Source organism: Micromonospora matsumotoense (assembly GCF_050951065.1).
Classification (GTDB): Bacteria; Actinomycetota; Actinomycetes; order Mycobacteriales; family Micromonosporaceae; genus Micromonospora; species Micromonospora matsumotoensis.
Genome location: NZ_CP192025.1, coordinates 3,524,878 through 3,546,403, shown reverse-complemented (window position 1 = coordinate 3,546,403; position 21,526 = coordinate 3,524,878). Strand labels below are relative to the sequence as shown.

Below are 21,526 nucleotides of genomic sequence, written 5' to 3'. Positions count from 1 at the left end.
TGACTAGCCTGGATCGATGCCCCCACGCCTGCCCCACCCGGACCCGGGCACCCCGGACACGGCCGGGCCGCTGCGGTACATCTGGTGGCTGGTCCGCTGTCAGCCGTGGCGGGTGCTGCGCGGCGCGCTGTTCGGCACCGTCTGGATGGTGGGGCTCGCGGTGCGGCCCCTGCTGATCGCCCGGGCCATCGACGACGGGCTGCGCGCCGGTGACACCGGGGCGCTGCGGGGCTGGGTGGCCGCGATCGTCGTCGCCGGGGCGGCGCTGGCCTGGGCGGGCATCATGCGGCACCGGACGATGACGTTCATCCGGGAGGACGCCAGCGCCCGCTCGGCGGCCGTCCTGCTGCGGCAGCTCGCCCGGATCGGCGCGGTGCTGCCCCGCCGGCTCGCCGCCGGTGACGTCGCCACCGTCGGGGGATACGACATCGTGCGCACCTCGCAGGTGCTCACGCTGACCGGCCCCGGGGTGGGGGCCGTGCTGGCGTACGCGGTGGCCGCCGTGGTGCTCTGGTCGATCGACCCGGTGCTGGCGCTGGTGACGCTGCTCGGGGTGCCGGTGATCGCCGTGGTCATCGGCCCGTTGCTGCGCCGGTTGGAGCGGGCCGAGTCGGTCTACCGGCAGCAGCAGGGTGAGCTGACCACCCGGGCCGACGACATCGTCGCCGGGCTGCGGGTGCTCGCCGGAGTGGGCGGTCGGCACCTGTTCGCCCGCCGGTACGCCGCCCGTTCGCAGCGGTTGCGGGCCGAGGGGTACCGGGTGGGCGCGGTGCTCAGCTGGGTCGACGCGCTGACCACAGTCGTCCCGGGGGTCTTCCTGGCGGCGGTGGTGTGGCTGGCCGCCCGGATGGCCGCCGAGGGCGGGATCACCATCGGGCAACTGGTGGCCGTCTACGGCTACGTGGCGGTGCTCATCGTGCCGGTCTGGTTCCTGCTGGAGGGCAGCTACCAGCTGATCCAGGGCCGGGTCGCCGCCCGGCGGATCGTCGGCCTGCTCCGGCTCACCCCCGACCCGGTGGGCGGTCCGGCGACCCGCGCCGCCCCGGCCGGCCCGGCCGGGTTGCACGACCCGGACACCGGCCTGACGGTCGCCCCGGGACAGCTGGTCGGCGTCGCCGCCGACGACCCGGCCGACGCGGTGGCCCTGGCCGACCGGCTGGGCCGGTACGTCACCAGCCAGGTGACCTGGGGCGGGGTGCCGCTGACCAGCGTCGGGCTCGACGAGGTGCGGGCCCGGATCCTGGTCGCCGACCACGACGGGTACCTCTTCGCCGGGACCCTGCGGCAGATCCTCGCCGGCGCCGACGGGACCGTCGACGATGCCCGGATCGGCGCGGCGCTGCACGTGGCGTCGGCCCGCGACGTCGCCGAAGGGCTCCCCGACGGCCTCGGCACGCCGATCGGCGACCGGGCCCGTACCCTCTCCGGCGGCCAGCGGCAACGGGTCCGGCTGGCCCGCGCCCTGCTCGCCGACCCGGAGGTGCTGATCCTGGTGGACCCGACCTCGGCGGTGGACGCGCACACCGAGGCCCGGGTGGCGCAGCGCCTGCGCCAGGCCAGGGCCGGCCGGACGACGGTGTTGCTGAGCACGTCGCCGGTGCTGCTCGGCCACGTCGACACGGTCGCCCACCTGTGCGGTGGCCGGATCACCGGCAGCGGTCCGCACACCGCGCTGCTCGCCGCCGACCCGGGCTACCGACACCTGGTGTCGCGCACCAGCGGTACGGACGACGCCCCGGCGGGACGGCCCGTCCGATGACGAAGCTCCCGGTCGCGGGTCCGACGGTGGTCCGGCGGGCCGCCCGTGACGTGCTCGCCGGCGACCGGCAGGCGGTCGTCGTCGTGCTGGTGCTGCACGGCGCCGCCGCCCTCGCCGGGCTGGCCGCACCGTGGCTGATCGGTCGGATCGTCGACGAGGTCGCGGCCGGCTCGGGTGCCGGCGCGGTGGACCGGTTGGCGCTGGCCATCGGTGGCTGCGTGCTGACTCAGGGTTTGCTCGCCCGCTACGCCCAGTACGCCGGGCACCGGTTCGGTGAACGGGCCGTGGCCCGGCTCCGCGAGGACTTCGTGACCCGCCTGCTCGGACTGCCCGTCTCGGTGGTCGAGCACGCCGGCACCGGTGACCTGGCCACCCGCAGTTCGGTGGACGTGTCCACGGTGGGCACGATGCTGCGCGACGTGGTGCCGGTGCTGGTCATCGCGGGAACGCAGTTGACGCTGCTGTTCGGCGCGGTGTTCCTGCTGGACCCGCTGCTCGGCCTGGTCGCGCTGGCCGGGTTCCCGTCGATCTGGGCGGCGGTCCACCGGTATCTGCGCCGGGCCACCCCGGCCTACCTGGCCGAGGGGGCGGCGACGGCGGAGCTGACCGAGGCGCTGACCACGACCGCCGAAGGCGCACGCACCATCGAGGCGCTGCGGCTGGGCCATGACCGGGTCGCCCACGGCACCGCCCGCATCGGCGCGGTCTGGGCCACCCGGCGGGCCACCCTCGCGCTGCGGTCGGTGTTCTTTCCGGTGGTGGAGGGCAGCTATCCGATCCCGATCGCCGCCGTGCTGCTCACCGGGGGTTTCCTGCTGTCGCGAGGGCGGGTCAGCCTCGGTGAGGTGGTCGCCGCCGCGCTCTACCTGCAACAGGCGATCGACCCGCTGGACCGGCTGCTGATGTGGGTGGAGCAGGCGCAGCGCGGCATCGCCTCGTTCGCCCGGGTGCTCGGTGTCGGCCAGGTGCCACCCGAGCCACGCGGCCGGGCGGCCCTGCCCGCCGGGCGGGCGGTGGAGGTGCGCAGGGTGACGTTCCGCTATGCGGACGGCCCGCAGGTGCTGCACGGCATCGACCTGACGGTCACCCCGGGGGAACGGATCGCCGTGGTCGGCCCGTCCGGTGCCGGCAAGTCCACGCTGGCCCGGCTGCTCGCCGGGATCGACGTGCCCGACCAGGGTGTGGTGAGCCTCGGTGGGGTCCCGGTCACCGACCTCGACCCGACCGAACGACGCCGCCGGATCGCCCTGGTCACCCAGGAACACCACGTCTTCATCGGCTCGCTGCGCGACAACCTGGCGTTCGCCGCACCGGGCGTCACCGACACCCAGCTGCGGGCCGCACTGGCCGCGGTGGGTGCCGACTGGTACGCCGACCTGCCGGACGGTCTCGACACCCCGCTCGGCGACGGGGTGCGGGAGATCGGCCCCGCCGACGCCCAGCAGTTGGCGCTGGCCCGGATCGTCCTCGCCGACCCGGACACCCTCATCCTCGACGAGGCGACCGCCGCGCTGGACCCGACGACCGCCCGGCGCACCGAACGGGCGCTCGGCGCGGTGCTGGCCGGTCGGACGGTCATCGCCATCGCGCACCGGCTCAACACCGCGCACGACGCCGACCGGGTGGCGGTGCTGGAGGACGGCCGGATCACCGAGATCGGCCGGCACGACGACCTGGTCGCCGCCGACGGCGTCTACGCGTCCCTGTGGCGTTCCTGGCACGGCGGCTGATCCGGCCCTGCCGCTGAGGAGGGCTCCCCCGCCTGGCCCGTCGCGCGTCGGGTGATCTCAGCAGGAATCCGGTAGGTATCACGGCCGAGCTTGCTCGGCGATCAACGACAGTCAGTCATGATGGTCGACCCGGCGGCGTCCGGATCTCGCCGAGTTGAGGACCTCGCCGTGGGTGGCATGGCCGGGTCGTTCGGTTCCGTCGTCGACCGCTCACCGCTGCCGGGTGAGCTGGTGGTTGGTCACCCGGCAGCGGCGGTTACCCCGTCAACGGCGCGTGGTGCAGGATTGCGGCCAGCTCGACCGGCCGGTTGAGCATCGGCCAGTGCCAGGTCGGTAGTTCCTCAAAGCGCCATATGTCGCCGGCCATGTGGCGGTACAGCGGCATTGTCGCCGCCATTCCCTGCGCCTGCTCGGCGGTGAAGCTCGACAGCACACCGAGTCTGGGCAGACTCTCCCATGCCCCGGTCAGCCGGACCGGGGCGGTGGCGGTCGCCCACGGCTGGTCGACCGACCGCTCGTGCAGCAGCGCGACGATCGAGTCATCCACGTCGGGCACGCTGGCGGCCACGTCGGCCCAGGGTGGCGGCGGCAGCCGCCACCCTGCACCGTGGTCGGCCACCAATGCCGCATTGCGCTCGCGCTCGGCCGGCGGGGTGAACTCGACCTGGGCCACCCCGTCGGGCAGCGGACCGGTGTCGACATAGACCAACTGGGCGACGCGGTCGGTGACCCGGTCGGCAGCCGCGGTGACGACGCTACCGGCGTAGCTGTGCCCCACGAGTACCACGTCGCGAAGGCCCTCGTAGCGCAGGAGATTGACCACGTCGGTGACGTGGACGTCGAAGTCGGTGTCGGGACGGCCCAGGTGGGCCCGCTCCCCGAGGCCGGTCAGGCTGATCGGGTACACGTCATGGCCGTGCCGGCGCAGTTCAGTGGCCGTCGATTGCCAGGCCCAGGCGCCGAGCCAGAACCCCGGGACCAGTACGAATGTCGTCATGCCCGGCACGCTACGCTCAATACCGGACAGTTTCCGCCCGGATTAGGAGGACCTCCTTGGCCAGGCCGACAGCCCGGGTCCTCGCCCTGCTGGAGATCCTCCAGTCGGGCGGCGCATTCAGCGTCCCAGACCTGGCCCGCCGGCTCAGCGTCGACGAACGCACCGTCCGCCGCTACGTAGCCCACCTCCTCGACCTGGACATCCCGGTCGAGGCGCGCCGCGGCCGCTACGGCGGGTACCGGCTCGCACCCGGATACAAGGTGCCGCCGCTCATGCTCACCGACGAAGAGGCCATCGCCATCACCCTCGGCCTTGCCGCCGGCCGCAGCGCGGGACTGGTCACCGATCACGCGGCCACCGAGAGCGCCGCCGCCAAGCTGCGCCGGGTACTGCCAGCCGCCCTTGCCCGGCGCATCGACGCCCTACTGGTCACCATGGACGTCACCGGGCCGGTCCGGCAGCCCACCCCGCCCGACGCCGAGGTGCTGCTGGTGCTCGCCGAGGCAGCCCGCCACCGACACCCGGTACAGCTGACGTACACCAGCTGGCACGGCCGCTCCAGCCAACGCGGCCTCGACCCGTACGGGCTGGTCTTCCACAACGGTCGCTGGTACGTCACCGGTCGCGACCACACCAGCGGATCCGTTCGGACGTTCCGACTCGATCGCATCGGTGCCACCCACGCCACCGCCGGAGCTTTCGAGGTGCCAGCCGGGTTCGACCCCACCGGGCACGTCCTCGCCGGACTCGCCTCGGTGGCCTACGCCCACGACATCTCGGTCCTGCTGCACACCAGCCTCGCCCAGGCACAGCGGCGGATCCCCCCATCAGCCGGCACACTCACCGAGGTCACCGACGGAGTACGGCTGACGACCCGAGCCGAACACCTCGACGGCGCCGCCCAGATGCTCGCCGGACTCGGCTGGCCCTTCACCATCGAACGACCCGCCGCACTCAGAGCCGAGGTGCGCGCCCTGGCCGCCCGCCTACTCACCCACGCAGACACCGGCGAGTAGACCCGCCACAGCGACCCCTCGACGCGGGAACGCCGGCAAGCACGAAACTCCGCTGCTGTGCCGCGATACAGGCGACGACCCACATCCACCGGCTACCCATCACGGGCAACGGACGCGCGTCACCGGGACGAGTGGCACCGCAAAGGTCCCCCAGCGCCAGAGGATCACGTGCGACCAGCCGTCGGCGGCTACCCGCGCCAAGGCGTCGTGAGCATGGGCACAGCGGTCCGGGCGGTGACCACCGTCCACCGCCCGGGCCTCCCGCCACCATCGCCGAGGCCCCCGGCCGGGCCCGGCGCAATCGCCTTGTTGCCCCACCGGTCGGCGTCTACTGTGCGGTGATGCTCTCGGGACCCCTGACGTTGACCCTCGATGCACAACACCCGAGCCGACTGGCGCGCTTCTGGGCGGGCCTGCTCCACCGGGAGGTCGTCGAGGACGCCACCGGTGGCGCGCTCCTGCCCGGCACGGACATCCAGCTCGGCCTCCGGTTCGTCCCGAGCCCTACCCGCAAGGCCGGGCTGAACCGGATGCACCTGCACCTGACCAGTACCAGCCCTGACGACCAGCAGCGGCAGGTGGCGACCGCGCTGGATCTCGGCGGCAGCCACCTCGACGTCGGGCAGCGTCCCGAGGAGGGGCACATCGTGCTGGCCGATCCCGAGGGCAACGAGTTCTGCGTCATCGAGCCGGGCAACAACTACCTCGCCGGGTGCGGCCTGCTCGGGGAGGTCGCCTGCGACGGCACCCGGGAGGTCGGCCTGTTCTGGAGCGAGGCGTTGGGCTGGCCGCTGGTGTGGGACCAGGACCAGGAAACCGCGGTCCAGTCGCCGTACGGTGGCACGAAGGTCGCCTGGGGTGGCCCGCCCGTGGCCCCCCAGCAGGGCCGCAACCGGCAGCGACTGGACCTCGCGCCCGAGGGCGACCAGCAGGCGGAGGTCGACCGACTCGTGGCGCTCGGGGCCACCCGGCTCGAGGTCGGTGCGGACGGCGACGTCGTACTGGCCGATCCGGACGGCAACGAGTTCTGCGTGACGGCGAGCTGATCGCCCGGGCACCCCGTCGGCACGCCGTCCGCGCGGTCGGCCGGTCGGATCAGTCGCGGATCGTCACCGTGGTGAGGGCGCCGAGACCGGAGATCGTCAGGACGCTGTCCAGCAACGGATTCGCCACCACCCGGAGGCGGTCGACGTGGGCGAACAGCGCGGCGAGAGCGGCGCTGTCCAGGTATTCCACCGCGGTCAGGTCCACGGTCAGCCGGTGTCCGTCGACGACGGCGTCCACTATCGCGGCCCGGAACTCGTCGGCGTTGCTCATGTCGATCTCGCCGGTGACGGTCAGCACCGGGGCGCCGTCGGCCCGTACGCCGGTAGCCAGGTCCAGAGGCGTGTTCATGCGGGAATCCTCGTGTGCAGCGCGACGGTGGTGCCGGCGTCGGTGGTCTGGATGTCGACGTGTGCCATCAGCGCGCGCATCAGGTGGATGCCGCGTCCCCGGTCGTGGTCGATCTCGGGCACCTTCCACCGTCCCGAGTCGACCACCGTGACGAACAGGTCCGCACCGGCGGCCACCGCGAGCAGCCGGATCAACCCGGGACGGGCGTCGCGGTGGCCGTGCTCGACCGCGTTCGCGCAGGCCTCGCCGGTGGCGACGAGCACGTCCTGGGCCAGATGCGGGTCGGCGCCGGTGCGCCGCAACCACTGTCGCAGGGTGGAACGCACCGGGGCCATCTGCGACCGGTCGGCGGGGAACGACAGTTCCAGCGGCGCCGGGTGACGGTAGAGCAGCAGGGCGATGTCGTCGTAACCGCCCTGCGGGGTCATCCGGCTCATCACCCGGTCGGCGAGCTGCTCCACCCCGGCGGTGTGATCCTCCCGGACGGCGGAGGCAGCCTGCGCGATCCCGCTGTCGAGCGACTGGCGACGGCGTTCCACCAGGCCGTCGGTGTAGAGCAGCAGCACGGCACGGGGTGGGACGACGCTGATCGCGTCGGGGCGTCCGCCCCGGGACGGAATGCCCAGCGGGCTGCCCCGCCCGCCGGCCAGCAGCTCGGTGCGGCCGTCCGGGTGGGTGAGGATCGCGGGCGGGTGCCCGGCGCTGCTGTACGTCAGCTTCCCGCTCTCCGGGTCGAGGATGCCGCAGAACACCGTGGTGCAGGCCGCCCCGGGCAGCATCAGGGCGAACCGGTCCAGGGCGGTGAGCACCTGGGCCGGGCCGGACGCCTCCAGCAGCAGCGCCCGGCAGGCACTGCGCAGTTGCCCCATCACCGCGGCGGCGGGCAGGCCCCGGCCGACGCAGTCACCGACGACGATGCCGATCCGGCCGTCGGGCAGGGTCACCGCGTCGTACCAGTCGCCGCCGACCTCCAGGGGGCGGGTCGCCGGCTCGTACCGTACGGCGAAGCCGTCGGGTAGCTCGGCCGGGCCGAGGATGGACCGTTGCAGCGCGACCGCCACCTCGCGTTGCTGGTCGGCGGCGTGCGCCCGGTGCAGTGCCTGCCCGAGCGCGCCGCACAGGAGCAGCAGCAGCATCTGGTCCTCGGTGCCGAAACCCCGCGCCGGGTCGAGTTCGAGCCAGATCACCAGCGGACCCTGCGGCGAGTCGACAGTGGTGCCGGCGCCGGCCGGCCGGACACCGGTGGCCGGGTCGATGGTGATCCGCAGGGGTGGTTGCGACCGCAGCGCGGTGACGGTGTCGCGGACCGGCCCGGGGAGCTGCGCCCAGTCGGTGACCGGCGTGCCGGTCAGCGTCGGTACGCCGTTCGGTTGCCAGTGGGCGGCGAGCACCCGGTGCGCCTGCCACAGTTGGCGCAGCTCCTCCACCCCGGCGCGCAACGCCTCCGTGGTGCTGGCGGCCCGGGACAGCCGCTGGTTGAGGGCGCTGAGGGCGGTCTCCCGCTGCACCGCGTACCGCTCGGCGGTGACGTCGCGGATGGTGCCGACCACCATCCGCCGGCCGTGGTCGTCGGTGACCGCGTTGAAGGCGACCGCCGTCCAGAGCCGGTGGCCGTCGCGGTGCCGCAGCGGCACCACGAACGAGCCGTGGGTCACCGTCATGGCCTGCGAGAACGCGTCGGCCACCAACCGGTGCGCCGACGGGTCGGTGGCGTCGTCGGGCCACCACGGATACCGGGGACGGTAGGGCAGGCCCTCCGGGCCGTAGCCGAACAGGTCGGCGAAGGCGGTGTTCATCTCCACCAGCGCGCCGTCGGCGTCGAGGACGAAGAAACCCTCCTGCAATGAGTTGATCATCGCGGCCCGCCAGTTGGCATGGTGGTTGCGCAACCGGGCCAGGTCGACGTTGGCCCGGACCCGGGCCAGCAGTTCCTCGGCGGGGAACGGCTTGACGAGGTAGTCGTCGGCACCGGCCTCCAACCCCTCGACGGCGGCCTCCTGACCGGCGCGGGCCGACAGCAGCAGCACCGGCACCCCCATGGTGCGGGGTTCCGCGCGCAGCGCGGCGACCAGTTCGAGGCCGTCCAGACCGGGCATCATCACGTCGCTGACGATCAGGTCGGGCAGGTCGGCCCGGGCCCTGGCCAGGGCGGCGAGTCCGTCCCCCACGGCGGTGACGTCGTACCGGGAACGCAGCAGCCGGTGCAGGTAGTCGCGCATGTCGGCGTTGTCGTCGGCGACGAGCACCCGGGGACGGTCCGGGCCGGGGTGGTCGGTCGACGGTGGCTCCGGCACCGGCCGGTCGTCGACGTCGCCGGCGGGCAGCCAGCGCAGCGCCTCCCGAACGAACGGCTCGGCGGTGTCCGACGGCACCGGCGCGCCGACGCCGGTGACGACGTGCTCGGCGGGCAGGTGGGCCACGCCGAACGGCAGCCGTACGGTGAAGGCGGTGCCGACGTCCGGGGTGCTGTCGACGGTGATCGTGCCACCGTGCAGGCCGACCAGCTCCTGCACCAGGGCCAGTCCGATGCCGCTGCCCTCGTGGGACCGGGACCGGGCCTGCGGCACCCGGTGGAACCGCTCGAACAACCGGGGGATCTCGTCGGCCGGCACCCCGACGCCGGTGTCGACGACCTGGACCGTCGGCATGCCGTCGCGCTCGGCGACGGAGACCCGGATGCCGCCCTGGAAGGTGAACTTCAGGGCGTTGCTGAGCAGGTTGAGGACCACCTTCTCCCACATCGTCCGGTCGACGTGGACCGGCCGGGACAGCGGCGGACAGTCCACGTCCAGGGTGAGGCCGGCCCGTTCGACCGCCGCCCGGAACACGCTGGCCAGCTCGGCGGTGAACCGGGCCAGGTCGACGGGCTCGTAGCTCGCCTGCATCCGGCCGGCCTCGATGCGGGAGAAGTCGAGCAGCGCGGTGACCAACTTACCCAGCCGCAACGCGTTGCGGTGCATGACCTCCAGCTCGTCGCGGACCTGCTCGTCCTGGTCGCCCAGCCGGGCCCGCAGCTCCTGCAACGGCCCGCTGATCAGGGTGAGCGGGGTACGGAACTCGTGGCTGATGTTGGAGAAGAACGCCGTCTTGGCCCGGTCCAGCTCCACCAGTTCCTCGGCCCGCTGCTGCTGCACCTCGTAGGCCACCGCACCGTTGATCAGGGCGGCGGTCTGCTGGGCGACCAGGTCGAGGAAGGTGCGGTAGCCGTCGTCGAGTGCCCGGCCGGCGCTGGCGGCCAGGACGATGACGCCGATGTCCTCGGCGCCGGTCTCGCCGTGCAACGGCAGCACGACGGCCTCGGTCGGCGCGGTCTGCCAGCCGCCGGTCGGCAGTTCGCCGACGCGGGTGACGACATCGGTGACGTGGGCCGGCCGGCCGTCGGCAAGGACCTCGGCCACCGGCCACACCGGCGGCGCAGCCCCGTCGAACCGGTCGACCTCACCGGCCAGGGTGCTGGCGGCCAGGTGCAGCTCGTCACCGTGGGTACGCAGGTGCACCGCCGCGTACGGCACGTCGACCGCGGACCGGCCGAGCGATCCGGCGACCAGCTCGCACGCCTCGTCCACGGTCCGGGCGGTGCCGGCCTGGGCGCCCAGGTCCTGCAACGCGGCGAGCCGACGCTGGCCGATCACCCGCTCGGTGGTGTCGCTGACCGCGGTGAAGACGCCGCGCACCACGCCGTCGTCGTCGTGCAGCGGGCTGTAGGAGTACGTCCAGTACGTCTCCTCCCAGTAGCCGTGCCGGTTCATCGGCAGCAGCAGGTCCTCCGACCAGGTCGCCTCGCCGGTCTCCACCACGCCGTGCAGCATCGGCCCGATGATGTGCCATATCTCGGCCCACACCTGGTCACCGGGCTTGCCCAACGCGGGGTGTTTGCTGCCGAGCAGGGGGCCGTAGGCGTCGTTGTAGATGAACCGCAGCTCCGGCCCCCACCACACGATCATGGGAAACCGGGAGGTCAGGCAGATCCGGGCGGCGGTACGCAGGCTGGCCGGCCATCCCTCGACCGCGCCGAGGGAGGTGGCGGACCAGTCGAAGGCGCGCATCCGCGCGGCCATCTCGCTGGTGCCGGTGAACACCGAACGCCACGCCTGAGCCTCGGCCATCGCCGCCCTGTCCTCCCGCACGTCTCGCGCAGGGACGACCGCGTGTCCGCAGGTCGCCGCCGGCCACCGACAAAGGTTCCTGCCGTCCGCGTACCAGCATGCCGTATGAACAACCGGAGTCGAAATCGGGCCGGGCGGGTGGTTGACCCGGACGGCCGGCCGAGGGCGGGCGGATCAGCCCTGCATCCGGGACATGAAAGCCGTACCGGACACTTCCGTTTCGGGAAAGTTTCGACGCCACTGTCGGGCTCCGGCACCCCCGGGGCACCGACGAACGTCGATTGCGAGCCGCCGAACCGCCGAGCCGGGCAGGCCGTCCCCCGACTTCCGAAACTTTCGGGCTATGCTGCCGACGGGCGCACGACTGCAAGGGAGACGGGCATGGCGGAGGACCGGGCGACGCTGTCGGAGATCGCAACCGCCGCGGGGGTGTCCGTCCCCACCGTCTCGAAGGTGCTCAACGGCCGACCCGACGTCGCTCCGGCGACCCGACGGCGCATCCAGGATCTGCTCGACCGACGGTCGTACACGGCCCGCCGGGCACCCTCGATGCCCGGTGCCGCCGGCCTCATCGACCTGGTCTTCCGGGACCTCGGCAGCCCCTGGGCGATGCAGATCCTCGACGGCGTCGAGGAGTTGGCCTACCGGGCGGGCGTCGGGGTGGTCGTCTCCGCCGTGCACGGCCGCAGCCGCACCCGCCCCGACCGGAGGTGGATCGAACAGCTCTCCAAGCGCCGGTGCGACGGGGTGCTGCTCGTCCTGTCCGACCTGTCCCCCAGCCAGCAGGTCCAACTCGACGAGCTGGGCATCCCGGTGGTCATCATCGACCCGGCCGGCCAGCCCGGCGCGGGCATCCCCTCGGTCGGCGCGACCAACTGGTCCGGGGGCGTGGCCGCCGCCGAACACCTGCTCGACCTGGGTCACCACCGGATCGCGGTGATCGGCGGGCCACCGACCGTGCCGTGCAGCCGCGCCCGGGTCGACGGGTACCGGGCCGCGATGAACGCCGCCAACCGCAAGATCCCCGCCGGGTACATCCGGCACGGCGACTTCACCTCCCCGTCGGGCTACCGGGAGATGAACGCCCTGCTCGACCTCGCCCAGCCGCCCACCGCCGTGTTCGCCTGCGCCGACGAGATGGCGCTGGGCGCCTACGAGGCGCTCTACGAGCGAGGCGCCCGGGTCCCCGACGACATCAGCATCGTCGGCTTCGACGACCTCGACTCCGCCCGCTGGGCTGCCCCGCCGCTGACCACCGTCCGTCAGCCGCTCGCCGAGATGGCCGGCATGGCGACCCGGATGCTGCTGTCCCTGATCGCCGGGGAAGGGCTGGACAGCCACCGGATCGAGCTGGCCACGCCGCTGGTCGTGCGGCACAGCACCCGACGCGTGCCCTGACCCCGACCGTCGACGCCCGGCCGGCACGAAAGATCCGTGCCCGGCGGGCGGGCGGCAACTCCGCCGCCGACGAGGGCAACGCCGCCTTCCGCCCCGGCACCTACACCGGCGCCGGTGTGTTCACCGAGTCGGGCGTCTACCTGCGCAACCGGATCCGCACCCCGGACAACTTCCCCACCAGCTGAGCCGTACCACCACCGCGCGACGCCCCGTCCCCGCCCGGACGGGGCGTCGTCGCGTCGACCCGGGGTGTGCCGGTGCGGGGACTCAGCCCGGCAGGGAACGGGCCAGCCGGAAGCCGACGTCGTCGATGCGGAACGTCGGGTGGCTGCGGCGACGCACCGAGGCCCGGCAGCTCCAGTGTTCGTCGTACCAGCCGCCACCGCGCAGCACCCGGTAGCTGCCGTACACCTCGGCGTCGTAGACGTCCCAGCACCACTCCCAGGCGTTGCCGAGCATGTCGTACAGGCCCCACGGGTTGGGTTCACGGTCGCCCACCGGGTGCAACCGCTCACCGGAGTTGCCCCGGTACCAGGCGATCTCGTCGAGCGGCCCGTAGCGCGGGCCCGTGGTGCCGGCGCGGCAGGCGTACTCCCACTCGGCCTCGGTCGGCAGCCGGTAGCCGTCGGCGGTCGGGTCCCACTCCACGGTGCTCCGGTCCCCGTCCACGTCCGCACCGTCGTCGGGCAGCCGGTACGCCGGGGTCAGCCCCTCCCGGCGGGACAGCGCGACGCAGAAGCGCACCGCGTCCGCCCAGGACACCCCCTCGACGGGGAGCCGGTCGCCCCGGGCGGTGCTCGGCCGTTCCCCGGTCACCCGGGCGTACCACCCCTGGGTGACCGGCACGACGCCGAGCCGGTACGCGGCCACCCCGACCGACCAGCGGCGCTCGGTGCGCCGGTCGGACAGGGTCACCCGGCCCGGCGCGACGGTCACCATCGCGGTCAGCGCGTCGTCGTCCACGAAAGACGATCGTACTGAGGCCGCGGCCGACCCGGGCGGCCCCCGCCAGCACCGCGCGCGGTCGGGACGGACGAAGCGAGCGGTGCCGGCGGTGCCGCAGAGGCCGCCGTCAGGTGGCGGTGGCCGCCGCCGCAGCGCGCCCGGCGGTACGGCCGGAGAACAGACAGCCGCCGAGGAAGGTGCCCTCCAGCGCGTTGTAGCCGTGCATGCCCCCGCCGCCGAAGCCGGCGACCTCACCGGCCGCGTACACCCCACCCAGCGGTTCCCCGTCCGGGCGCAGCACCCGGGCGGACAGGTCGGTGTGCAGCCCGCCGAGGCTCTTGCGGGTGAGCACGTGCAGTTGCACCGCGATCAGCGGCCCGGCCGCCGGATCGAGCAGCCGGTGCGGGGTGGCGACCCGGATCAGCCGGTCGCCCCGGTAGCGGCGCGCGCCCCGGATCGCGGTCAGCTGGGCGTCCTTGCCGAACGGGTGGGCGACCTCGCGGTCACGCGCCTCGACCAGGGCGGTCAGGGCCGCCGTGTCGAGCTGCGGCCCGCCGGTCTCGGCGGCCAGCTTGTTCATCCCGGCCACCAGCTCCGGCAGGGTGTCGGCGACGACGAAGTCGGCCCCGTTGCGCTTGAACGCCTCCACCGGCCCGGGTGCGCCCGGCCGGACCCGTTGCAGCACCTGCCGGACGCTGCGGTTGGTCAGGTCCGGATTCTGCTCGGAGCCCGACAGCGCGAACTCCTTCTCGATGATCTTCTGGGTGAGCAGGAACCAGCTGTAGTCGTGGCCGGTGCCGCGCAGGTGCCGCAGGGTGGCCAGGGTGTCGAAGCCGGGGAACAGCGGCGCCGGCAGTCGCGCCCCGGTGGCGTCGAGCCAGAGTGAGGACGGGCCGGGCAGGATCCGGATGCCGTGCTCGGGCCAGATCGGGTCCCAGTTGCGCAGCCCCTCCGTGTAGTGCCACATCCGGTCCGGGTTGATCACCTGCCCGCCGGCGGTCTCGGTGATGGCGAGCATCCGGCCGTCGACGTGGGCGGGGACCCCGGCGACCATCCGGGTCGGCGGGGTGCCGAGCCGGGCCGGCCAGGCCCGCCGGACCAGGTCGTGGTTGCCGCCGATGCCGCCCGAGGTGATGATCACGGCCTGCGCGCCGTGGCTGAAGTCGCCGACGACCTCCCGGGAGCTGCTGCGTCCGCGCGGCGCGTCGTCGGGGGCGAGGACCGTGCCGCGTACCCCGGTGACCACACCGCCGGTGGTGACGAGTTCGTCGACCCGGTGGCGGAACAGCAGCGTCACCCGGCCCTGGGCGACGGCATCGTGGACCCGCCGGGCGAACGGCTCCACCACGCCGGGGCCGGTGCCCCAGGTGACGTGGAACCGGGGGACGGAGTTGCCGTGCCCGTGGGCCGCTCCCCCGCCCCGCTCGGCCCAGCTGACCACCGGGAAGACCCGGTGGCCCATCGACCGCAGCCAGGCCCGCTTCTCCCCGGCCGCGAAGTGGACGTACGCCTGCGCCCAGCGGCGCGGCCAGTGGTCCTCCGGGCGGTCGAAGGCGGCGCTGCCGGTCCAGTCCTGCCAGGCCAGCTCGACCGAGTCGCGGATGCCCATCCGCCGCTGCTCGGGTGAGTCGACGAAGAAGAGCCCGCCGAACGACCAGAAGGCCTGCCCGCCGAGATTCTCCGCCGACTCCTGGTCCAGCAGCAGCACCCGACGGCCCGCATCGGCGGCCTCGGCGGCGGCGACCAGGCCGGCCAGGCCGGCGCCGATCACGATGACATCCGTGTCCATGGGCCGACCCTACGTACGGGGGTGCCAAAATGATCCGCGCCGGGGCGCAGGATTCGCCCCTGAGGTTGTCATCCAGATGACAAACGGAGGTCGGTCGTGTCGGATGCCCTGCTCGACATCGAGCCCGGCCTCGCCGGTCTCGCCCCGGCCGTCGGCGACCACCTGCGGGGGCTGCGCGGCGCCCTGCACGCGCGGATCCTCGGCACCGTCCGGGCGGCGATGCGGGAGCAGGGCCGGTCGCTGACCGGTGGGCAGGGGCAGGGCCTGGCCCTGGGGGTGCAGACCGCCGTCGACACCTTCGTCGACGCCGTCGCCGACCCCGGGCGGGAGCTGACCGCGACCCGGGAGGTGTTCCACGCCCTGGGCCGCACCGAATACCGCGAGGGTCACCGGGTGGACGCCCTGCGTACCGTGCTGACCCTCGGGGCCCGCGACATCTGGGCCTTCCTGGTGGAACACACCACCAGCGCGGCGGGGCGGAACCCCGGCCCGGCCCCGGCCGACCTGTACGTGATCGCCGGGGCGCTGTTCGGCTACGTCGACGCGTTGGCCGGTGCCGCCGCCGAGGGGTTCCTCGACGAGCAACGGGACACCGCCCAGGACTGGGCCACCACCCGACGTCGCCTGGTCACCCTGCTCGTGCAGCCCGACCCACCGGCCGAGGCGGTGCTGCGCGCCGCCGCGGACGCGGCCCGCTGGCCGTTGCCGACGACCCTGGCGGTGCTCAGCGTCGACGGCACCGACGCCGAGCAGGTGGCCCGGGGCATCGGCGCGGGCGCGGTGGCCGCCGTCATCGGTGACGCCGTCCGGGTGGTGCTGCCCGATCCCGGTACGCCGGGTCGGCTCGACCGGGCCCGGCAGGCGCTGGTCGGCCGGCGGGCCGCCCTCGGGCCGACGGTCGAACGGCACCGGGCGCGGCTGTCGTACCGGCTGTCCCGTCGGGCGTTGACCCTGCACCAGCACGGCGCGCTCGGCCGGGAGCCGGTGGTGTCCTGCGACGACCATCTGCTCGGCCTGCTCGCCGCCTGGGAGCCGGGCCTGGCCGCCCACCTCGCCGACACCGTGCTGGCCCCGCTGGCCGGGCTCCGGCCGACCGCCCGGCGGGCCCTGGCGGAGACCCTGCACGGCTGGCTGCGCCGGCAGGGGCAGGTGGTGGCGGTCGCCGAGGACCTGCACACCCACCCGCAGACGGTCCGTTACCGGATGCGGCAGCTGCGCACCCTGTTCGGCCCGGCCCTGGACGACCCGGACGCCCGACTCGTGCTGACCCTGGCCCTGCGCCAGCAGCCCACCGGCGCGGCGGACCAGCAGCCGGACCGCGCGGAAGACCAGCTGCCGACCGGCGGTGCGGACCCGCGATCCGCCGACGGCGCGGACCGGCGACCGGCCGGGGGCGCAGATCGGTACCGCTCCGGTTGAACCATGTGATCATCAGATCCGAACCACTGGGTGTGCGTACCACCCGTTCCGCCGTGCTGCTGGGGTTGCTCCTCGCGCTGCTGTCCGTACCGCTGGCTCCGGCGACCCCGGCCGCCGCCCACGCCGCGCTGGTCGCGACGAGCCCGGTCCGGGACGCGGTGATCAGCGCCCCGCCCGGGGAGGTGGTGCTGGTCTTCAGCGAGGCGGTCTCGCCGGTCATCGGCCGGGTGCAGGTGCTCGGCCCGGACGGGCGACGGGTCACCGTCGGGGAGCCGGTCGCACAGGGGGCGACCCTGCGGATTCCGGTGCGGGTGCCGGACCGGCCGCTCGGCACCTACCTGGTCAGCTACCGGGTGATCTCGGCGGACAGCCACCCGGTCGCCGGCAGCTTCGCCTACTCCGCCGGTGCGCCGTCGGCGACACCGCCGGAGCCGGTGGCCGTGGACGAACGGCCCGCCGGGGCGTGGACTCCCGCCGCCCGGTACGTCGGCTACCTGGGCCTGGTGCTGGCGGTCGGCCCCACGTTGCTCGGTGCCGTCCGGTGGCCCCGCCGTCGTCGCCGTCGCGCGGTGACCGCCACCGGGTACGTCGGCCTCGCCCTGGTGGCCGTGGGCACCGCCGGGACCTGGGTGGCGCAGGCCGCGGACATGGTCGGGGTGCCGGTCGGCGGGCTGTCGCGCGGTGACCTCGCGGCGGTGGCGGGCAGCGACATCGGGCCGGTGCTCGGCGCCCGGCTGGCGCTGGCCGGGGCCGCCGCCGTGCTGCTGCCGGCGGTGGCCGGTGGGCGGGCCGGTCGGGGCCGGCGGGTGGCGCTGACGGTGGTGGGCCTCGCCGGCCTGCTGACCTGGCCGCTGGCCGGGCATCCGGTGGCCTCCCCGCTGCCGCCGGTGAGCATCCTGGCCGACGTGGTGCACCTGGCCGGAATGAGCGTGTGGCTGGGCGGGCTGTTCACCCTGGCGGTGTTCCTGCTGCCCGGCACCCACCGGCGGGTGCTGGCCCGGGTCCTGCCGGCCTGGTCGCGGTGGGCGACCATCGCGGTGGGCTGGCTGGTCGCCTCCGGGGTCGGGCAGGCCGCGATCGAACTCGGTCGGCCCGGCGCGCTGTTCGGCACCGACTACGGTCGGCTGCTCTGCGCCAAGGCGGCCCTGCTCGCCGCCGTGCTCGGCGTCGCGGCCTGGCAGCGCCGGATGGTGCGCGGCGGCGAGGCCGCCGACCGGCCCCGCCGGGTGGCGCGGGCGGCCGGGGTGGAACTCGCCGCCACCGCGGTGGTGTTGGCGCTGACCGCCGTGCTGGTGCAGACCCCGCCCGGCCGGACCGCCGACACCCAGGCCGCCCGCGCCACCCGCGAGGGCGTCGCACAGACCCTCACCAGCGGCAGCTACACCCTCCAGTTCGACATCTATCCGGTACGGGTGGGCGTGCCGAACTCGTTGCACGCCTACGTCTACACCCCGCAGGGGCAGCCGCTGCCGGTGGTGCAGTGGACGGTCAGCCTCGCCCTGCCGTCGGCCGGGATCGAACCGATGGTCGTGCCGGTGGACACCCCGGAGCCGCACCACGGCAGCGCCGAGATCAGCCTCCCGGCGCGCGGGGAATGGACGATCCGGTTCACCGTCCGCACCAGCGACATCGACCAGGCCACCGTCACCGCCACCGTGCCGGTCGGCTGACCGGCGGTCGGCCCGGCCGGGACGTCCGGCCGGCCGGCGGCGGCAAGGTCCGGGTGCCGGGGCAGTGGCCGGGCCCGGGGCTGGGGCCAGGGCTGGGGCCAGGGCGGGGCCCGGGGCGGTGGGCGCGGTGGGTCGGCGGGACGATCGGCTAGCCTGCATCGGCCCGGGTGTCCGGGCGGAGGGAGGGCACCATGACCGCACAGACATCCCGGCAGGTCGCGCAGGAGTGGGACGCCGCCGATCCGCTCGCCGGGCTGCGGGACCGGTTCGTGGTGGACGACCTGTGCTACCTCGACGGCAACTCGCTGGGCCGGCTGCCGGCCGCCACCGGCGGCCACCTGGCCGGGCTGGTCCGCGACGGCTGGGGCACCGAACTGGTCCGGAGCTGGCCGACCTGGATCGAGTGGCCGCGCCGCATCGGTGACCGGATCGCCGCCCACGCGCTGGGCGCCCGCGAGGGCGAGGTGATCGTCGCCGACTCGACCTCGGTCAACCTCTACAAGCTGGCCGCCGCCGCCCTCGACGCCCGGCCGGGCCGGGGCACGATCCTGGCCGACGCCGAGGAGTTCCCCACCGACCGGTACCTGCTGGAGGGGCTGGCCGCGCAGCGCGGGCACACCCTGCGACTGCTCCCCTCCGACCTCGACGAAGGGTTGGGCCAGGCCACCCTGGTCGAGTCGCTGACCGAGGACGTGGCCCTGGTGGTGCTGTCGGCGGTGTCGTACCGCTGCGGGGCGCTGCTGGACGTGGCGGCGGTGACGGCCGCCGCCCGGCGGGTCGGCGCGTTGGTGCTGTGGGACCTCTCGCACGCGGTCGGCTCGGTGCCGCTGGCGCTGACCGACGCCGGTGTCGACCTCGCGGTCGGCTGCACCTACAAGTACCTCAACGGCGGCCCCGGCGCACCGGCGTTCCTCTATGTGCGGCGGGAGTTGCAGGAGTCGCTGCGGCAGCCGATCTGGGGGTGGTTCGGCCAGCGCGACCAGTTCCGGATGGGTGCCGGCTACGACCCCGCGCCCGGCCCGGAGCGGTTCCTGGTGGGCACCCCGCCGGTGCTGGGGATGGCCGCCCTCGACCCGGCCCTGGACGTGCTGGCCGACGCCGGGACGGACCGGGTCCGGGAGAAGTCGGTACGGCTCGGCGAGCTGATCATCGAACTGGCCGACGCCTGGCTCGTCCCGCACGGCTTCCGGCTCGCCTCCCCGCGCGAGCCGGGCCGGCGCGGCGGGCACGTGTCGCTGCACCACCCGGAGGCGCTGCGGATCTCCCGCGCCCTGGTCGACGCCGGGGTGGTCGGCGACTACCGGGTGCCCGACCGGCTGCGGCTCGGCCCGGCGGCGCTCTACACCCGCTACGTCGACGTGTGGGACGCGATGGACCGGCTGCGGGACATCGCCGAGCGGCAGGCCTGGACCGCAGTGCCGACGGAGCCGTCCCGGGTCACCTGAGCCGGTCCGGGCAGATCCCGGATTCCCCCGCGTCGCCGCCGACTTCGTACCAGCATGTCGGGTGGAGGCGGGAGGGTGCCGTGGAGGTCCTGGTCCTGATCGTGGTGCTGGCCGCCACCGTGCTGGTCGGCACCACCATCGGCGGCCGGTACCGGGTGGCCCCGCCGGTGCTGCTGATCACCATGGGCGGGCTGCTGGCGCTGTTGCCGCCGCTGTCGGAGGTGGTGCTCGAACCCGAGGTGGTGCTGCTGCTCTTCCTGCCCGCCGTGCTCTACCGGGAGAGCCTGGTGATCAGCCTGCGGGAGATCCGGGCGAACCTGCTGGTGATCGCCTCGCTGGCGGTGGCGCTGGTGGTGGTGACCATGGTGGCGGTGGCGCTGGTCGCCAAGGGGCTCGGGATGAGCCCGCAGGCGGCCTGGGTGCTCGGCGCGGTGCTCGCCCCCACCGACGCGGCGGCGGTGGCCGGCCTGGCGAAGCGGATGCCCCGCCGGATCCTGACCACGTTGCGGGCGGAGAGCCTGGTCAACGACGGCACCGCGCTGGTGCTGTTCTCGGTGACGGTCGGGCTGATCGTCGGCGGCACCGCGCCGGGGGTGTTCGGCTTCCTGGGCCGGTTCGTCGGCTCGGCCGCAGGGGGTATCGCCGCCGGGCTGGCCGTCGGCCTGGTCGTGGTGCTGATCCGCCGCCGGCTGGACGACCCGCTGCGCGAGGGCGCGCTGAGCGTGCTCACCCCGTTCGCCGCGTTCCTGCTCGCCGAGGTGGTGCACGCCAGCGGGGTGCTCGCCGTCGTGGTCGCCGGGCTGCTGCTGTCGTACGCCGGGCCACGGGTGATCCGGGCCCGGTCCCGGGTGTTGGCGTACGCCTTCTGGGACCTGTCCACCTTCCTGATCAACGGTGCGCTCTTCGTGCTGCTCGGGATGCAGATCCCCCGGGCGGTGAACCACGTGACCAGCACGTCCCTGGTGCGGTCGGTGACCATCGCCGCCTCGGTGACCCTGATGGTGGTGGTCGTCCGGCTGGTGTGGTTGCAACTGTTCTCCTACGGCCTGCCGGTGGTGGGTCGGGGTGCCGGGGTGAGCCGGCGGGTCCGGGTGGCGGCGGGCTGGGCGGGTTTCCGCGGGGCGGTGTCGCTGGCCGCCGCCCTCGCGGTGCCGGTGACCACGGCCACCACGCACCTGCCGGTGCCGGAGCGGGACCTGATCATCTTCTGCACCGCCGTGGCGATCGTGTCGATCATGGTGGTCCAGGGCACCACCCTGCCGGCGGTGGCCCGCTGGGCCGGCCTGCGCGGCGACGAGGCACGCGGCGACGAGGTGCGGCACGCCCACCGCCGGGCCACCGAGGCGGCGTTGACGGCACTGCCGGACGTCGCCGCCGAACTCAAGGTCGACCGGGAGGCGGTGGACCGGTTGCGCGCCGACTACCAGCGGCATCTCGACCTGGTGACGGCGACCAGCGACGGGCCGGACGCCGACCGGGTCCAGGAGCTGGACGACCGGCTGCGGCTGGGCGTGCTGGAACACAAGCGCCGCGAGGTGACCCGGTTGCGCGACAACAACGAGATCGACGACAGCGTGCTCCGGGAGGTGCAGGCGACGCTGGACATCGAGGAGATCCGCCTGCTCGGCCCCCAGACCGAGGACTGACCACACCACGCCGAGAGACCCGCCGAGAAGATGTCGGCAACGCCGAGTCGCAGCGGAAGAGGCAGCGGCCGGGCGGGGGAGGCCGGGTGTCGGAGTCGCACGCGCGACTGCCGCCGGCACCCATCATCAGCGGATCAGCGTGGCGGCGACATCGGCGGGACCCGACCGGGGCCTCCAACGGTGACGAGGGCACGGAAAGCGACGGCGGCGC

14 protein-coding genes are annotated in these 21,526 nt (G+C 74.2%); 9 read left to right on the top strand and 5 right to left on the bottom strand.

The annotated features are described in order from the left end of the window. The first annotated feature begins 16 nt into the window (after positions 1-16). Both ACQP1S_RS15520 and ACQP1S_RS15515 read left to right on the top strand, forming a co-directional pair. Positions 17-1,759 carry an ABC transporter ATP-binding protein gene (locus tag ACQP1S_RS15520; protein ID WP_432907321.1) on the top strand — a complete coding sequence of 581 codons (1,743 nt, stop codon included), beginning with the start codon at positions 17-19 and terminating at the stop codon, positions 1,757-1,759. After that, complete coding sequence (locus ACQP1S_RS15515; protein ID WP_432907318.1) at positions 1,756-3,489, top strand: ABC transporter ATP-binding protein; 1,734 nt, start codon at positions 1,756-1,758, stop codon at positions 3,487-3,489. Before ACQP1S_RS15520 ends, ACQP1S_RS15515 begins: the two co-directional genes overlap by 4 nt. 256 nt (positions 3,490-3,745) lie before the next feature. On the opposite strand, the gene ACQP1S_RS15510 is transcribed toward ACQP1S_RS15515, so the two are convergent. Then, a complete protein-coding gene (locus tag ACQP1S_RS15510) occupies positions 3,746-4,486 on the bottom strand; it encodes an alpha/beta fold hydrolase (protein WP_432907315.1) in 741 nt (246 codons plus the stop codon). A 56-nt stretch (positions 4,487-4,542) separates the two neighbouring features. Between ACQP1S_RS15510 and ACQP1S_RS15505 the strand changes: the two genes are divergently transcribed. Together ACQP1S_RS15505 and ACQP1S_RS15500 are read left to right on the top strand one after the other, a co-directional pair. Then, positions 4,543-5,502, top strand: coding sequence for a helix-turn-helix transcriptional regulator (locus tag ACQP1S_RS15505; RefSeq protein ID WP_432907312.1), 960 nt, complete (start codon positions 4,543-4,545; stop codon positions 5,500-5,502). Positions 5,503-5,843: 341 nt separating this feature from the next. Next, positions 5,844-6,548 carry a VOC family protein gene (locus ACQP1S_RS15500; RefSeq protein WP_432907309.1) on the top strand — a complete coding sequence of 235 codons (705 nt, stop codon included), beginning with the start codon at positions 5,844-5,846 and terminating at the stop codon, positions 6,546-6,548. A 49-nt stretch (positions 6,549-6,597) separates the two neighbouring features. Here ACQP1S_RS15500 and ACQP1S_RS15495 read toward each other — a convergent pair whose 3' ends face one another. After that, entirely contained in the window at positions 6,598-6,897 is a 300-nt protein-coding gene (locus tag ACQP1S_RS15495; RefSeq protein ID WP_091240114.1) for an STAS domain-containing protein, read from the bottom strand. Then, positions 6,894-11,003 carry a SpoIIE family protein phosphatase gene (locus ACQP1S_RS15490; protein WP_432907305.1) on the bottom strand — a complete coding sequence of 1,370 codons (4,110 nt, stop codon included), beginning with the start codon at positions 11,001-11,003 and terminating at the stop codon, positions 6,894-6,896. Before ACQP1S_RS15490 ends, ACQP1S_RS15495 begins: the two co-directional genes overlap by 4 nt. 381 nt (positions 11,004-11,384) lie before the next feature. Between ACQP1S_RS15490 and ACQP1S_RS15485 the strand changes: the two genes are divergently transcribed. Beyond that, positions 11,385-12,401, top strand: a complete 1,017-nt coding sequence (locus ACQP1S_RS15485) for a LacI family DNA-binding transcriptional regulator (RefSeq protein ID WP_091240107.1) — start codon at positions 11,385-11,387, stop codon at positions 12,399-12,401. A gap of 267 nt (positions 12,402-12,668) precedes the next feature. Here the strand turns inward: ACQP1S_RS15485 and ACQP1S_RS15480 are convergent, their stop codons facing one another. Next, positions 12,669-13,340 (bottom strand): formylglycine-generating enzyme family protein, encoded by a 672-nt coding sequence (locus tag ACQP1S_RS15480; protein WP_091240960.1) that lies wholly within the window; start codon positions 13,338-13,340, stop codon positions 12,669-12,671. A gap of 133 nt (positions 13,341-13,473) precedes the next feature. Beyond that, positions 13,474-15,135, bottom strand: a complete 1,662-nt coding sequence (locus tag ACQP1S_RS15475; RefSeq protein WP_363671914.1) for an FAD-binding dehydrogenase — start codon at positions 15,133-15,135, stop codon at positions 13,474-13,476. Between the two features lie 96 nt (positions 15,136-15,231). On the opposite strand from ACQP1S_RS15475, the gene ACQP1S_RS15470 reads away from it, so the two are divergent. The 4 genes from ACQP1S_RS15470 to ACQP1S_RS15455 all read left to right on the top strand — a co-directional run bounded on the left by ACQP1S_RS15470 (position 15,232) and on the right by ACQP1S_RS15455 (position 21,315). Further along, positions 15,232-16,554 (top strand): PucR family transcriptional regulator, encoded by a 1,323-nt coding sequence (locus ACQP1S_RS15470; protein ID WP_432907301.1) that lies wholly within the window; start codon positions 15,232-15,234, stop codon positions 16,552-16,554. Between the two features lie 32 nt (positions 16,555-16,586). After that, complete coding sequence (locus ACQP1S_RS15465) at positions 16,587-18,224, top strand: copper resistance protein CopC (RefSeq protein WP_245722326.1); 1,638 nt, start codon at positions 16,587-16,589, stop codon at positions 18,222-18,224. Between the two features lie 191 nt (positions 18,225-18,415). Then, on the top strand, positions 18,416-19,669 hold the full coding sequence (gene kynU, locus ACQP1S_RS15460) for a kynureninase (protein WP_432907297.1): 1,254 nt from the start codon (positions 18,416-18,418) through the stop codon (positions 19,667-19,669). Positions 19,670-19,749: 80 nt separating this feature from the next. After that, complete coding sequence (locus ACQP1S_RS15455; protein WP_432907294.1) at positions 19,750-21,315, top strand: Na+/H+ antiporter; 1,566 nt, start codon at positions 19,750-19,752, stop codon at positions 21,313-21,315. Positions 21,316-21,526: the final 211 nt, after the last annotated feature.

Coding starts and splice junctions, on each gene's coding strand:
- ACQP1S_RS15485 (WP_091240107.1), top strand. CDS start 11,385: ATGGCGGAGGACCGGGCGACGCTGTCGGAGATCGCAACCGCCGCGGGG.
- ACQP1S_RS15480 (WP_091240960.1), bottom strand. CDS start 13,340: ATGGTGACCGTCGCGCCGGGCCGGGTGACCCTGTCCGACCGGCGCACC.
- ACQP1S_RS15500 (WP_432907309.1), top strand. CDS start 5,844: ATGCTCTCGGGACCCCTGACGTTGACCCTCGATGCACAACACCCGAGC.
- ACQP1S_RS15515 (WP_432907318.1), top strand. CDS start 1,756: ATGACGAAGCTCCCGGTCGCGGGTCCGACGGTGGTCCGGCGGGCCGCC.
- ACQP1S_RS15475 (WP_363671914.1), bottom strand. CDS start 15,135: ATGGACACGGATGTCATCGTGATCGGCGCCGGCCTGGCCGGCCTGGTC.
- ACQP1S_RS15520 (WP_432907321.1), top strand. CDS start 17: ATGCCCCCACGCCTGCCCCACCCGGACCCGGGCACCCCGGACACGGCC.
- kynU (WP_432907297.1), top strand. CDS start 18,416: ATGACCGCACAGACATCCCGGCAGGTCGCGCAGGAGTGGGACGCCGCC.
- ACQP1S_RS15495 (WP_091240114.1), bottom strand. CDS start 6,897: ATGAACACGCCTCTGGACCTGGCTACCGGCGTACGGGCCGACGGCGCC.
- ACQP1S_RS15490 (WP_432907305.1), bottom strand. CDS start 11,003: ATGGCCGAGGCTCAGGCGTGGCGTTCGGTGTTCACCGGCACCAGCGAG.
- ACQP1S_RS15510 (WP_432907315.1), bottom strand. CDS start 4,486: ATGACGACATTCGTACTGGTCCCGGGGTTCTGGCTCGGCGCCTGGGCC.